This is a genomic window from Psychromonas hadalis ATCC BAA-638, from assembly GCF_000420245.1.
In the GTDB taxonomy this organism is placed as follows: domain Bacteria; phylum Pseudomonadota; class Gammaproteobacteria; order Enterobacterales; family Psychromonadaceae; genus Psychromonas; species Psychromonas hadalis.
On the sequence record NZ_ATUO01000019.1, the window covers coordinates 20895 to 35369 of the forward strand.

At 38.7% G+C, this 14475-nt stretch carries 14 protein-coding genes; 7 read left to right on the forward strand and 7 right to left on the reverse strand.

Annotated features, from left to right (window positions below; all coding sequences use genetic code 11):
• The first annotated feature begins 8 nt into the window (after positions 1–8).
• The gene (mscS, locus tag G322_RS0104140) at positions 9–911 is read left to right on the forward strand and encodes a small-conductance mechanosensitive channel MscS (protein ID WP_022940549.1); all 903 of its coding nucleotides are present in this window, start codon (positions 9–11) and stop codon (positions 909–911) included.
• Positions 912–994: 83 nt separating this feature from the next.
• Here mscS and G322_RS0104145 read toward each other — a convergent pair whose 3' ends face one another.
• From G322_RS0104145 to ygfZ, 6 genes are all read right to left on the reverse strand, one after another.
• Positions 995–3787 carry a M16 family metallopeptidase gene (locus G322_RS0104145; protein WP_022940550.1) on the reverse strand — a complete coding sequence of 931 codons (2793 nt, stop codon included), beginning with the start codon at positions 3785–3787 and terminating at the stop codon, positions 995–997.
• Between the two features lie 220 nt (positions 3788–4007).
• Complete coding sequence (locus tag G322_RS0104150) at positions 4008–4295, reverse strand: hypothetical protein (RefSeq protein ID WP_022940551.1); 288 nt, start codon at positions 4293–4295, stop codon at positions 4008–4010.
• 11 nt (positions 4296–4306) lie between these two features.
• A complete protein-coding gene (locus tag G322_RS0104155) occupies positions 4307–4537 on the reverse strand; it encodes a hypothetical protein (RefSeq protein WP_022940552.1) in 231 nt (76 codons plus the stop codon).
• A gap of 96 nt (positions 4538–4633) precedes the next feature.
• A complete protein-coding gene (metJ, locus tag G322_RS19895; protein WP_022940553.1) occupies positions 4634–4915 on the reverse strand; it encodes a met regulon transcriptional regulator MetJ in 282 nt (93 codons plus the stop codon).
• Positions 4916–5107: 192 nt separating this feature from the next.
• Positions 5108–7609 carry a class I adenylate cyclase gene (locus tag G322_RS0104165; protein ID WP_022940554.1) on the reverse strand — a complete coding sequence of 834 codons (2502 nt, stop codon included), beginning with the start codon at positions 7607–7609 and terminating at the stop codon, positions 5108–5110.
• A gap of 143 nt (positions 7610–7752) precedes the next feature.
• Positions 7753–8730 carry a tRNA-modifying protein YgfZ gene (gene ygfZ, locus G322_RS0104170; protein WP_022940555.1) on the reverse strand — a complete coding sequence of 326 codons (978 nt, stop codon included), beginning with the start codon at positions 8728–8730 and terminating at the stop codon, positions 7753–7755.
• Between the two features lie 123 nt (positions 8731–8853).
• Here ygfZ and G322_RS0104175 point away from each other — a divergent pair, with 123 nt between their 5' ends.
• Together G322_RS0104175 and G322_RS0104180 are read left to right on the forward strand one after the other, a co-directional pair.
• Positions 8854–9105, forward strand: a complete 252-nt coding sequence (locus G322_RS0104175) for an FAD assembly factor SdhE (RefSeq protein WP_022940556.1) — start codon at positions 8854–8856, stop codon at positions 9103–9105.
• Positions 9077–9514: a protein YgfX gene (locus G322_RS0104180; RefSeq protein WP_022940557.1), complete on the forward strand. Its 438-nt coding sequence runs from the start codon at positions 9077–9079 to the stop codon at positions 9512–9514. The genes G322_RS0104175 and G322_RS0104180 overlap by 29 nt, the downstream gene beginning before the upstream one ends.
• 215 nt (positions 9515–9729) lie before the next feature.
• Here the strand turns inward: G322_RS0104180 and nadB are convergent, their stop codons facing one another.
• Positions 9730–11358: an L-aspartate oxidase gene (gene nadB, locus G322_RS0104185; RefSeq protein WP_028866403.1), complete on the reverse strand. Its 1629-nt coding sequence runs from the start codon at positions 11356–11358 to the stop codon at positions 9730–9732.
• A gap of 148 nt (positions 11359–11506) precedes the next feature.
• Here nadB and rpoE point away from each other — a divergent pair, with 148 nt between their 5' ends.
• From rpoE to G322_RS0104205, 4 genes are read left to right on the forward strand one after another with little or no spacing between them, the layout of a single operon-like run.
• Entirely contained in the window at positions 11507–12085 is a 579-nt protein-coding gene (gene rpoE, locus G322_RS0104190; protein ID WP_022940559.1) for an RNA polymerase sigma factor RpoE, read from the forward strand.
• A 10-nt stretch (positions 12086–12095) separates the two neighbouring features.
• The gene (locus G322_RS0104195; RefSeq protein WP_022940560.1) at positions 12096–12611 is read left to right on the forward strand and encodes a sigma-E factor negative regulatory protein; all 516 of its coding nucleotides are present in this window, start codon (positions 12096–12098) and stop codon (positions 12609–12611) included.
• Positions 12612–12629: 18 nt separating this feature from the next.
• Complete coding sequence (locus G322_RS0104200; RefSeq protein WP_022940561.1) at positions 12630–13646, forward strand: MucB/RseB C-terminal domain-containing protein; 1017 nt, start codon at positions 12630–12632, stop codon at positions 13644–13646.
• Positions 13636–14085, forward strand: a complete 450-nt coding sequence (locus G322_RS0104205) for a SoxR reducing system RseC family protein (RefSeq protein WP_022940562.1) — start codon at positions 13636–13638, stop codon at positions 14083–14085. The genes G322_RS0104200 and G322_RS0104205 overlap by 11 nt, the downstream gene beginning before the upstream one ends.
• Positions 14086–14475: the final 390 nt, after the last annotated feature.

Sequence of the window (14475 nt, forward strand, 5' to 3'; positions counted from 1 at the left end):
ATTAAAGCATGGCAAATGAAAATATAATCCCAGATGTTGCAGAAACAGCAGGTGAGTTGATCGGTGACCGTTTAGAAAACAGTGTGGATGTTATGGCTAATGGTGTTGAGTGGGTGAACAATAACCAAGGATTATTAATTGAATATGGGCTAAATATAGTTGCTGCGTTTTTAACACTATTTCTTGGTATGCTTGTTGCGCGACTAATCGCGGGTGGATTCCATAAAGTGTTAACTAAGCGCAAGCTTGATATCACTATTGTTGATTTTGTTTCCCACATGGTGAAATACGTTATTGTTGCATTTGTTGTGATCGCAGCATTGAGCCGTATCGGTGTGCAAACAACCTCCTTTATTGCACTGATTGGTGCCGCTGGGTTAGCCATTGGTTTAGCATTGCAAGGTTCACTTTCAAATTTTGCATCTGGCGTATTAATTATTGTATTGCGTCCATTTAAAGCCGGTGAGTATATTGAAGCGGCGGGCATTGCGGGTAGTGTTGAGTCAGTACAAATTTTTGCAACAACGTTAGTCACGGTTGATAATAAATTTGTGGTTGTTCCTAACTCTTCTATTCTTAGTGGCAACATCATTAACTATTCACGCAAAGCAACACGTCGTATCGATTTGATGATTGGTGTGAGTTACAGTGCTGATCTTGCTAAAACCAAAGCGGTATTAGAAAAAGTGGTTGCTGCTAATCCTAAAGTATTAAAAGATCCTGCAGTCCTAGTCGCCGTTGCTGAATTAGGTGATTCAAGTGTTAATCTAGTGGTGCGTCCTTGGGTAAACAGTGAGGATTACTGGCCTGTGCGTTTTGCGTTAATGGAAGCGATTAAAAATGGCCTTGATGAAGCGGGCATTGAAATTCCATTCCCACAAATGGATGTACATATGGACAAGCTTGGTTAGAAAATAAAAGCTAAGCATTAAAAAGCCCCCTGTTTTTAATAAAGCAGGGGGCTTTTTTAATTCATAAATCGGGAACAGGTTTATTATTTGGGAATGTTGATCATCTGCACCGTTTTAGTTGGATCTAAATAAATTTTAATAAACTGGTTCATATCTGCCAGTGAGATACTACTTACAATCGCTTCTGCATTCTCCGTGGAGTCTAATTCAAACCCTTGTAGATGGTCGCGGTGTAAAAGCCATTGTCTGTCGGTGGATTTATGTAGGTTAGATAACATGCCTTGTGTTAATCCACGCTGGTGATCGGTTAGTTGCTCGTTAGTGATGCCTTTGCTGACAAAATCATTAATTATCTCACTAACAACCTGCTGGGTTTGTTGTGCATCTTCTACTTTGGTGACCATCTGAATAAACACTTCGGTAAAGTTATTACCTGCTTGTTGATCAGCAACATAAACAGAAGGGGTGTAAGTGAGTGATAGTTTCTCTCTAATCTCTTTGTTTAACGTCTGAGTGATGATACGGCGCATTAAATCGGCTTGATAAACCTCTTTAATACTGTGGTTTTTATTATCGGTTACCGTGCCAAAACTCACAATGGCATTATCTTGTGGATTAGTTGTTTCATTAATTTTAGTGGCTTGCTGAATAAGCGGTTGTGGTTGTTGATTAAATTGATGCAACTTTCCACCCTGTAGTGGCGCGATATATTGCACAATAAGTGTTTTCATCTCATCAACATCAAAGTCACCAACAATGGTCAATTTGTAGCCATTGACACTGCCAAAAAATAGCGCATGTAGGGATTCCACATCACTCTGCTGTATTACTTGCAGTTCTTCCACACTGAACACATGTTGGTAGCGACTGTTGGGCCAGAGTGCTTCTAATAGCTTGATCTGTGTGTTAGTGGTGGGTTGTGCTAAATAACTTTCTTGTTGATCAATTAACTTGGCTTTTTCCAAAGCGAATATCTTTGTTTTTATGGTTGCGTCATTGATGGCGCTGTATAACATCGAAAACAATAGCTTTAGGCTCTTGCTATTATTCACCGATTGCATGGTAAAACCATGGCTATTAGCCACGCTAAAAGGTGTTAAAACCGCTTTAGCACTAAGCATTTTTTGGTGTAATGCTTGTGGCGATAAACCTGCAAGGCCACTGTTCATATAACTGTTTATTAACAATGTGTTGGCTGCTATTTGTGTTTTAGTTAATGTGTTTGTACCACCTGGCGCAGTAAAGCTCATGCTGATGGCATTTTTAACGCTGTAATCAGGCTGTAATATAACATCCACACCATTATGCAAGGCAAGTTGGGTGATCTGTTTTTTCGGATAAAATTTTTCACTTTTTATCGCGCTGATCGCGCTCGTTCTTTTTATTATTGGAAATACCACTTTTTCTATCTTGATGCTGGTATTTGCAATGGTTTGCTCAAAGTACTTAGCAAAGTTTTTATCAGCCATTAAAAATTCAGGTTGCAAAGCGACATCAGTGTAAGCAAAGGTGAGCTTTTTAGGACTTTTTATCAGTGTACGAGTCAGTTGGTTTATCTCATCTAAGCTGAGGGTTGCTAACGCGTTTTGGTAAGCTTGTTGTTCTAATTCATAGCTAAATAGTGTGTTACCGTTTGCCCATGAGTTAATGACACTGTTGGCTATTTGGGCGGATGTTTGGTTAAGATAGTTATTTTTTAGTTCGCTTTGCTGTGCTTGCAATGCTTCATATTGCAGGGCGTATTCTGCTTGGCTAAAGCCATGTTGCTGTAATCGTGCTAGCTCTTGGGCAATGAAAATCACTGATTCTTTGACGTTCTCCTTTTGATAACTTATGGTTATGCTCTTAAACGATTGGTTATTTAACAGTCGCAGGTAACTAAAAGAGATCTCGTTAAAGGGATGTTTTAACTCACTATTAAGTACATTTAAACGGTAGTTAAGCATGTTATCAAGCAGATCCAATTTAATCGCTTGGCTAAGCTGTTCACTGTTGGTAATAGTAAGTTGAGGGACCTCAAAAAACAGATCGGTTTGTGAAAAGATGATCACTTTACTGCTAAATGCTTTGCTTGCTGTTTTTAATTTGGGCGCATCAGGAACCACTTGTTGTATTTCATTGTGACTGCTTGCTATCGAGGAAAATGTATCAATAATAAGCATTTTAGTCAGCTCACTATCGACATCACCCGTAATTAATAGTTTGGCATTATTAGGGCGATACCACTGTTTATAAAAGGCTTTAACGCCTGCTTCGGTGCTATTTCCGACACTCTCTAAGGTGCCCAAAGGGAGATGTGATTGATAGTGGCTAGTGGCAATGTAATCGTCAAATAGCGCGTAATAATAGGGTTTCTCTTGTGGCACACTTACACGGTATTCGTTTTGTACCACACCCTGCTCTTTATCCAGCTCTGCTTGGTCAAACTCAATGTCAGTAAGCACATCACGTAGGTAAAGCAGCGTCTCTTTGAGTAGCTTTTTATCAGCAACGGGCACACTTAAAGTGTAAACGGTTTCTGTAAAGCTAGTGTAAGCATTGATATCGTGGCCAAAGGTTAACCCTGATTTTTCAAACAGTTCAATAATTTTGTTTTTAGGGAAATGTTTGGTGCCGTTAAACGCCATGTGTTCCAGAAGATGTGCATAACCTTGTTGTTGCTCTGTTTCACTTAGCGAGCCTGACTTGATAAAGAGGCGTAGTTGAATCTTTTGTGAGCTCTCTTGTTTAGCGTGAATCGCATAGCTGAAACCATTATCAAGTGTTGCTTCGCTGATGGTTGCAAAACTATTCTCTGGATTGGGGCTAGAGCTCATACATGCCGTTAAGGTAAATAGTGTAATGAGGGTTATAACCCCTTTTTTAATGGTTCTCATGGTTTTCCTTAGAAAGTTATTTGACATTTCAGGTATTTTTGTTGGCCTGAATTGTGCTGTAAGTTATTGAGTAAGCAAGTACCACTCTAAGCTTTAATGCATTGTTTAAATGGATATAATTTTTTAATGTCATTTTTTTGTAGGAAAAAGTCCCAGTATCGGGATTTTAAATGCTCGATACTGGGATAACCCTGAGCGAGGGTTATTTACAATGGAATGATTAAATAATCGATTTACTTCTAAATAGAATGGTTTTGCAGTTTAAGCAGATATGTTTATAACGGGGGTCTGCATGAGTTGTCAGAGGCTGAAAAAGTACTTTATTTGACTCACAGTGGTAACAACGTGCATTTTCATCATCGTCTGTTTTACACTCGGGGTGTTGTATTAAATATTCTGCTAACAAGGGCAGTTTACGCCAATCCTCATCTTGTCGAGGAGAGTAGAATACAAAATAGTACTGTAGTGTCACACCAATCGCTATTATTAAATAGATATACCAAGCCATAAATCCCTCCTTTAAACCAGTGTGGCATGAACAAAAAGGTGGCTATTAGTGAACTGCTGTTCGTCTTGATGGATAGATTTGAACTTATTAAAGGCTGCATAGCTGGTTTCTGCTTCTACAGCGCGACCAACGCGTTCAAACCCCTGTTCAACAAGTTGAACTTTTTCAGTGTTAAATGAGGGATTATTGATGTTGATATGTACCAGTGCGTTTTGTTTTTTATAAAACTGGAAAGCTTCCATACAATTATACCTTTGCATAATATTAAGTCTTTTTATGTCAAAGTATTATAAAGGCTATAAAATAAAATGTAACTACCTACCCGGGTAGGTAAGTGATTATTTTTTTATGCTTTCAGATGTTTCTAAAGAAGTTTGGTTTTTATCTAGATCACAGTCTTCAGGTAGTGGTTGCCCAGTATAAGCATGTAAGAAGGCTTCACACAGTAGCTCGCTATTGGTTGCGTGGCGAAGATTGTTAACTTGGCGACGAGTGCGTTCATCGGTGAGTATTTTTAATACTTTGTTGGGAATCGATACCGTTACCTTTTTAACTAATTTACTTTTCTGGCCGTGTTCAGCATAAGGGCTGATATATTCACCGTTCCAATCTTTAGACATGATGTTCCTTGCTTATTTAACCCATAATATTAGAAAGGACATTTTAGCGGTTGTTGTCAGTGATGGCAAATAGACTTCTAGAAGTCTGATGTTACATGAATGAAATACTCATTTTGTTTGTTTCATTTCATGTTGTTAAGGTTTTGTTGAATTATTTTAATGATTATATGGATTATGCCCTGAGTAATATGCTTAGTGCAAGGCATGCTCTGCACTTTTACAGCTACTTTTAAAACTGGAGAGTTGCAATTGGTCATTTTCGCCTAATTCAATCTCATAAAATTGTGGCAGATTAAAGTTTATCTGCTCTTTTAATGTACTACTATCAGGGCTATTAGACGCATAAAAACGGTTTACGTTTTGCACTAAGTCATCTTTACTGCCTGCAAAACTTTGGAAACTTTCAACCTCATTTTTTGCATTAGCAATATATACATTAAAGCCGTCTGGGTAGTTTTCAAAAAAGAACTGAATTAATCCTTCACTGATATGTGATTCAATCACCTCTGCAGTTTGCTCAAAAAAGGTGTTTTTGAGATTAATTGCACTAGTAGATACCTTCTTCTTGGAGATATGGCTGTAGATATCGACGGTACTTTGTAAATGTTGTAGAGAAACGCCTGTGCGTTCAAAATAAAAACCAAATTTTCTGCCACCAGTCCATAGTGTTTGCACTGATCGTTGTGAAATAGAATCTAAACGTAGTTGGATATACTCTTCGAGTTTATTTTTAAAAGTATCACTTATCTGCTGTTGAAAGTGTTGGCTATAACAAAAAAGGTCTATTTGTTCAGGTGGGCGCGCATCTTGATGCATCTTACCCAAAATAGTATTGAGTGCATCTACCACTGCATAGTTATTATCAAAGTGTAAAGTACGTACTTCATTCCAAGAGTTACGGTAGATAAGGTCGATACTGCCCACTAAACATTCATTGTCTTGCCCATAAGATAAAATATTGCCATTTTCAATGTCAGCAGATTCGTGGGCATCTTTCCAGTGACGAGTGGGATCTTTTTCTACGTTTAAAAAAATAGCAAGATGTTTGATTTCACAAGGTTGACTAAGGGCTTGGTTGCTGGCTTTGGGCACATAAACTGGAAACACTGAGTACAAGTCTTTTATAAACAGGTTGAGTTTTTTATCAACCAGATCAGATCCTTGATTATAAAGGTGTAGTTTTGTTTCCTCTTCATATAAGCCGTTCATATGGCACCAAGCAATAATCTTAGAGAGATATTTGGCATACATCAGTGTTGGTGTGTTAACTAAGGTGTGTGCATCCATTGAGCAGTTATAAAGATACCAACCTGCGCTATTTTTTCGCCCTTCTGGTACTTGGATGAAGCTTAAGTCTGGCTCAGAAAGATCGGGAGAAATATTAGGGTTAATAAGATCCACTTTACCGGGCAGTGTTTCGTGTGCAGCGTAGAGTTTGCGTGATAATATGCCGATATCTTCCGCACTGATCGATTCTCCGATATTATTATCACGTGCAAAGGAGAGTAGTTTACGATAACTGGTCATCAACGTTTCGAGCAGAATATCTTTTGCTTTGGTAACTTCGTTTACTTTCCAATTTTTACGGTTATCTAAGTCGGCAATTTGCTCTTCAACCCAGCCCCACTGATTAACAAATTTATTTAAAATGGTACGTCGCCACGCGCTATTGTCGTTATAACAAACTTTGGAAAGGTTCTCTTCTGTTTTTAGATAGAAGCAACCTCGTACCACTTGTAAGCGTTTTAGATCGTTGATCTCAATAAGATAAGCGGTTACTTTTTCTAACATTAAGCAGTAAGGGTCAAGTCGTTCATCGTAATATTCTTGCGTTTGAAAACGTCTTTTGTAGGTGATGGCGACTAATTCTGTTTTAGGATATTCCCACGAGTAAGCTTCCATCAAAATAGTTTTTAATACCGCTTTATAGGGGGTGTCGATGCCTTTATAGAGTTGCCAAAGTGTGGCGCCAAAATACTCTTCTGCAGGAATGCGGTGAAAGCCCCCTAAGTCTAACCAATCATCTTTATTAATTGTGTCATTATCATAAAGTGCTTGTACATATTGGTTATAATTTTCTTCGTGCTCTATCGGAATAACGCGCCATAAAATAGGTTTTCCTGCAATGCGTAGCGCGGTACGATAAAACTCATCTAATAAAACCATATGTTGTGAAGAGCCACAGGAGTCTTTGCTCATGCCTGCATTATTATCAATGCGAAATTTATTGTCTGGGATGAGAAAAAAGTTAAGCTCTACGCCTAAGCTTTCTGCCCAGTGAGTAATTAACCATGATTTTTCTTCTAATAGTTTAACGCGTTGGCTGTTGAGTTGGTTGGGGTAGCAGATCCAGATATCAAAATCACTTTCCGAGCATTGTCCTATTGAAGAGGTGCTGCCCATCGCATACAAGCCAATAATATCGTTTTGTGCTGATGTTGTTCTTGGCAGATCGGTATGTAGGAAATAATTGATGAGCTGGTGGTGTGTTTCATTAACTTCAAATTGGCAGATGCCCGTTGGTACATCAGCGTTAATATAACCAGGCAGTGTTGGCAGATTGAAATGAAACAGAAGCGGAAATGATTGAAACACATTCAACTCATCTTCTCTCATCAATCCTTGTGCGGACTGAATACGTAAGCGATTAAATTTATTCGCTTTGTCACGTAATCTGATTATTTCACAGCTCAATGGGGAACCTGCTCTTTGGTTAGGATAATACAACGTTGGAAATGTTTTGATAAAAACGTGGTACAAAAAGTGTGAGCATCATAACATTATTTTGCAGGTCTGGGAAATATCCCCGATTTTACTCAGGGATTAAAATTGCAACTTCAAGCCTCTTCAATTGTGTAGGGAAGTGGTGCGTAATATAGTGTTGAGCCCTCTATTTCTTTGACTTGATACACATTTTCTGGGCTGCAATCTCTCGGTAATACGGCCAGTACTTCAATATGACCATCTCCATATTGGCAACCTGAAATAACCATGCCGATACGCTTCCAGTTATTGCTCACTAACATTTGAATATTATCACCGGCTTTAGGGGCGACAGTTGCGCGACCCGTTAAAATAAACAGCGCACGTTTATTCGCGCCACGATATTTTGCGCGGGCAACAGTTTCTTGTCCGATATAACAACCCTTGGTAAAGCTAATGCCGTTTAATGCTTGTAGGTTTAACATCTGTGGAATAAATGAGGCACAAGTTTTCTCCTCAATAAAACCGATACCAGAAGCAATGTTCATGGCGTTCCATAAGCTATCGTCATAAATCTCAGCGCGATTTTTTAGATCGTCTAAGAGTTCTTCTGCTACCGAATTTTTCATGATCGCTAAATAACGCAGTGAGGGGTAAGGTTGTTTGATGATCACTGTACCACTCTCTAATAAACGGCTTTGATCATGTGTGGCGGCGATATCTACTTTTTCTGCAATATACTGTGCTGATTTACAGCCTGCTAATCCAAAAACTCTGTAATCAGGATCAATGCTAATTTCTACTTTAGAGAAAGCAGCATATTTTTTCAGTTCAGGTAGTTGGCGTGTCGTTATGGAACTTGGCTGTGTTAATAATACCCTGTCTTCTAAGATGATAACGCGCAATACGCTAAAAACTTTACCTTGTGGATTACACTGAGCAGCTAAGGTTTGTTGCCCGGGTTGTAAACTGCTTAAATCACAGGTTAACTGCCCTTGTAAAAAACTGATACGATCATCACCTTTTACGCAGATAAGATCCCAGTTATCAAGTGGACATAAAACTAAATCGGGTAGTTGGCTGATATTATCTAATTCACTCAGTTTGCGCATAATTGCCTCGTTTATATTTTTTACAATGGTATAGCTCACAACCTATTTTGTCAGTAGTTGCCACTAATAAATTGTTGTTGTTATGATGTTGGTAGATATTTATTATTAAGTAGGAAAATGAAAATGACTGAAGTGGTTAATAAGTCGCGTTTATTATGGGCGTGTCGTCGGGGAATGTTGGAATTAGATGTGTTATTTATGCCTTTTGTAAAAGAAGCATTTGATGATTTATCAAATGCAGACCAGTTTACTTTTCAGCGCTTATTGACCTGTGAAGATCCAGACCTTTTTGCGTGGTTTATGGGACACAAAACCTGCCCTGATGTTGAGTTAACAAAGATTATCGATGTTATCCTCAAGCGCGTTAAAGTATAAAATTAGCGTTAAGCGCTCTTATTGTGCAGGTTTTGTTAACTTCCTGCTTTACCTCTCTGTTATTTTAATGTCGTTATTGGTGGTATCACTTAATGCATTGTCGCTGTTTTTTTACTTAATACTGCTGGCGATTGCATTTGTTGCTGCCAGAAAAGCATTCTTGCAACAAGATGAATTGTTATTGAGTGAATCGGGTGCACTGGAAAGGGTGCTAGCCAGTAAGGTCTACAGTGGAAAGATTGGAGCGCACTCTTTTTATAATGGTTTTTTTATTTTTTTACAGTTAGACATTGTGGGCTCTCCTTTTGCCAAGAAAACCAGTAAACAGTTTCTGACTATCTACAAAGATGCCATTACTGAAGAGCAGTATCGTTTAATCGCCCGCCTAATAAATAGCGGGCGAAGTTAGTTTATGTCAATCCGCCTAAGTAACTGCTCGTTTTTACTGGTTTAAATGACTAATACCTGCGTTGCATTCAATCACCATAGTCAGCGGTTCTATTTGACTTCGTCAAACAGAACACTGTACAAAACAAATGACCGTTTTGCTTATTACGCATCATGTGCCTGACCTTAGCAATTTATCCTACGTAAAACCTGATCATTATATTAAGCGGAATGGTATTAATCATTCTGTGGACATAAAATCGTGGGTTTGGGATTATCTATCTGCTCAGGGTAATCTAAGTTGTAATGTAAACCTCGACTCTCTTTGCGTGACATTGCGCTACGAATAATCAATTCAGCGACTTGTACTAAATTACGTAACTCTAATAAATTGTTGCCCACTTTGAAGTTACTGTAATACTCGTTGATCTCCTGTTGTAGCATCTGCACACGACGCAAGGCGCGTTCTAAACGCTTATCGGTGCGTACAATACCCACGTAATCCCACATAAATAAGCGTAGTTCATGCCAATTATGCTGAATGACCACCTCTTCATCGGAGTCTTCTACTTGGCTATCATCCCAAGCAGGAATATCAGCAAACTTTCTCTCTTGATAAAAAGGGATACGGTTAATAATATCTTTTGCGCAAGCGTGTGCATAAACAATACATTCGAGCAGTGAGTTAGAAGCCATGCGGTTTGCACCATGTAAACCTGTGTAAGTGACTTCACCAATGGCATATAAACCATCAATGTCCGTTTGTCCGTGATGGTCGATCATCACGCCACCACAAGTATAATGTGCAGCGGGCACAATAGGCATTGGCTGGTGGGTGATATCAATCCCTAATGATAAACAACGGCGATAGATAGTGGGGAAGTGTTTAACGATAAATTCTTTAGGTTTATGGCTGATATCAAGGTACATACAATCAGCGCCTAAACGCTTCATCTCATAATCGATAGCACGTGCCACAATGTCACGCGGAGCAAGTTCTTCGCGTTCATCAAAGTCAGGCATAAAGCGAGTGCCATCTGGGCGCAGAAGGTGCGCACCTTCGCCACGTAACGCTTCCGTTAATAGAAAGTTTTTAGCGTCAGCATGAAAGAGACAAGTGGGGTGAAATTGGTTAAATTCCATATTGGCGATACGGCAACCACTACGCCAAGCCAGCGCAATACCATCCCCACTTGAAACATCTGGGTTACTGGTATATTGGTATACTTTACTTGCGCCACCTGTTGCAAGGGTTATAAAGTGTGCTTTGATGGTTTCGACGCGTTCTTCATTACGGTTCCAAACATAAGCGCCCAAAACACGGTTCGCGGGTAAGTTCAGTTTACGGCTAGTGATCAAATCAATGGCATTAAAACCTTCCATCAAGGTGATGTTTTTATGTTTTTTAACCGCATTAAGCAACGTATTTTCAATTTCTCGGCCTGTTGCATCTGCCGCGTGTAAAATACGGCGATGTGAATGTCCGCCTTCACGCGTCAGGTGAAATTGGGTATTGCCCTCTTTATCGACTTCGGTATCAAAATTAACACCAGTATCAATTAACCATTGCATGCTCTCTTTGGCATTACTCACCGTAAAGCGCACCGCCTCTTCATCGCATAATCCTGCACCTGCAATTAAGGTATCATCAACGTGCGAGTCTACACTGTCCGATTCAGAAAATACGGCAGCTACGCCTCCTTGAGCATAAAACGTAGAGCCCTCGGAAAGTTTGCCCTTACTTAATACATTTACTTTTGCGTGAGGGGCTAATTTCAATGCAAGTGAAAGGCCTGATGCCCCTGCCCCAATAATTAATATGTCACAGTTGTATTGTTGTGCAGTTATTGATTTACTTTCTGTCATGGCACTATATGCTCTGCAGTTAATGAAGTATGAGTGCAGTTTATCCAAAAAATGATTTCTTTTGCAATAGTTTGGAACTTTCTTTTTAAAGTTGAGTCATAACTGTAGATGCCAATAAGGCTAATATAATGATAGGTAGATAAGCTCAATGAATGAGCGTGATTTAGATTTTCAGTTAATTCAGCGTATTCAGAATGGAGAGCAACAAGCTTTTACATTGTTGGTTCGTAAATATCAGAACCGAGTAGCGAACATATTAACGCGTTATGTGCGTAATTCAGGCGATATTGCCGATGTTGCGCAAGAGGTATTTATTAAAGTGCATAAGTCGCTTCCCTCTTTTCGAGGCGATAGTGCATTTTACACGTGGTTATATCGTATTACGGTTAACACCGCAAAGAACTATCTGACCAGTCAAAGCCGTCGCCCCCCTGCATCTGACATCGATGCAATGGAGGCGGATAGTTATGATGGCAGTGATGCGCTTAAAGAGGCAGATACGCCAGAGGGAATTTTACGCTCTCAAGAGATAAAACGCGTGATCATGAACGCGATTGAGCAGTTACCTGCTGAGCTTAAAGCCGCTATTACACTGCGAGAGCTTGAAGGCATGAGTTATGACGAAATTGCAAAAATAGAAGATTGTCCGATTGGTACAGTACGTTCACGTATATTTAGAGCGCGTGAGGCCATTGATAAGCAGTTAGCACCTTTATTAGAAGAGTAATGAGAAAATCATGAAAGAAATTAACCAACAACTTTCAAGTTTGATTGATAATGAAAATGTTGAAAGACAATCATTAGATGCATTGATTAATGACCAAGCGCAGCAAGCGATATTTTCTCGCTACCAGTTGATTGGTGATGTGATGCGCAGTGACGTTACGATTAATATTGATATCACAGCGCAAGTGATGGCAGAGATTAAACAACAACCTGTTTTAGCAACGGTGACTGCGATTAAATCAGATCGTTCTGAAACTAATGTTGTTTCATTCGTAAAACGTTTTGGTCAATATGCGATTGCCGCTTCTGTGGCGGGTGTGGTAGTGATGACCAGTCTTATTACTACACAACCCACGGTTGAAAATAGAGGTATTGAGGTATTAAATACAACACCTTTTGGTGGTATGGTTTCACCTGTTAGTTTGCAAGCGAACCCTAATCAAACAAAGCAAGCGTTACAAGCGCGTCATCAGCGCTTAGAAGCATTATTAAAAGATCACCAATTACAGTTACAAATACAACCATAAATAAAAGACAGGTAACCCATGAAGAAACCCTCTCTCTTTACTGCGTTAGTAGCAACATTGTTGCTATTTTTGACACCTTTGAGTTTGGCAATCGAGCTTGACGGTAAAGAGCCAGTCTCGATAGAGCAGAAAGAACAATACACCGCGATTGAATACCTGCAATTAATGCAACAAGCTTATCAACAGAAAAACTACGAACTCCTCTATTTAAGCAGTTTACAAAGTCAACTTGAACCGATGCAGTTAATTCATGGTGTGGTTGCTGATCAACAAATTACCTATTTTCGCTATCTCAATGGAGCGATTCGAGAATCACTGCAATTCAACGGTAATATTAGTTATTTTGAGCAAGGTACGCCCGCATATACATTGAAGTCGCATCAAAATCGTAGTGTTTTTGCAAATGTTGCTAACTTTGATTATGAAAAGGGTAAAGATAACTATGAATATGTCATTCTAGGAAAAGGGCGTATTGCAGGAAAACAGTCCATTGCAATCAGAATGATCAGTAAAGATAAATATCGGCACAGTTATGTGGTTTGGTGTGATCTGAAATCTAATCTTCCTTTACGTTTAGATACACTAAATCAATCTAATTCTGTGTTAGAGCAGGTAATGGTTATTTCACTTAATGTTTCCGATGATATAAATCCATGGTTAAAAAAGTTAACTCAACAAACACTGCCTGATATTGTGCATATTCCACAATTAACCACTGATAATAGTTCGCAATGGCAACCAAATTGGTTACCTAATGGTTTTGATATCATAAAAGATGATCAACATAAATTAGTGATGCATGAAAATGAACCCGTCTCGTATATTCTGCTTAATGATGGCATTGTTAATGTCTCTATCTATATATCAACTAAAAAAATAGCCCTCGATAAAAACCAAAAATTGATTCGACGTGGTGCAACGGTTTTATATACAGAGCAACGAGGTAATATAGAAATTAACGTAGTGGGTGATATTCCTGCTATTACTGCGCAACGTTTAGTTAAATCAATGAGTTTAGTAAAAAATGATCACTGAAACGGGTAAAATTATTGCGATTGAACAAGTGCAGGGTGAAACCGTTGCGCGTATTGAGTGTATCTCTAAATCAGCTTGTTCATCTTGTCATAATCAAACAAATTGTGGTGTGGGTGTGGTATCTAAAGCATTTTCAGATAAAAGCCAATATTTTGAGTTCCCTTATAAAGAGGGAATGAAGGTTGATCAGTTTATCGAACTACAAATCAGCAATGGCGACCTAATTAAAAGCGCCTCTTTAATCTACCTATTACCTTTATTCTTCTTTATTGGTAGTGCGCTATTAATAAAAAGCCTATTTCATGTAGATGAGGCAATATTAATTGTCGTTTCATTACTATTTGCTACGTTAGGCTTTCTAATAACTCGTGTTGTTGCCGATAAACTCTTTTCGAATAAACAAAGTAAACCTATCATAGCCACTCAATTCAACAAATAATGATTAACAAAACAGCACTTTGTTTAGTAATTATTCATTCAGTCATTTAATTGAAATAATTAGTAATAAAGTGTTGCCAACGTGATTTAGATCCCTATAATGCGACCCCACAGACAAGGCAACTAACGCAAGTTACTAACCGAGTCCGAACCAACAAACTCAGTGAGTTTGAGCCAACAAAAACTTTTAAAGTAATTTAAAATAACATGTTGACAAGGTTCAAGGTTAGCGTATTATACGCACCTCGCCGAAAGGCACGCTCTTTAACAATTTAATCAAACAATCTGTGTGAGCATTGATAGACGATTTCAAAAAAGTCCACTCTCCTCGTGAGAAGGGGACAAAAAGAATCAATATCAATGACACACGAATTAATTCATTAATTCAGAA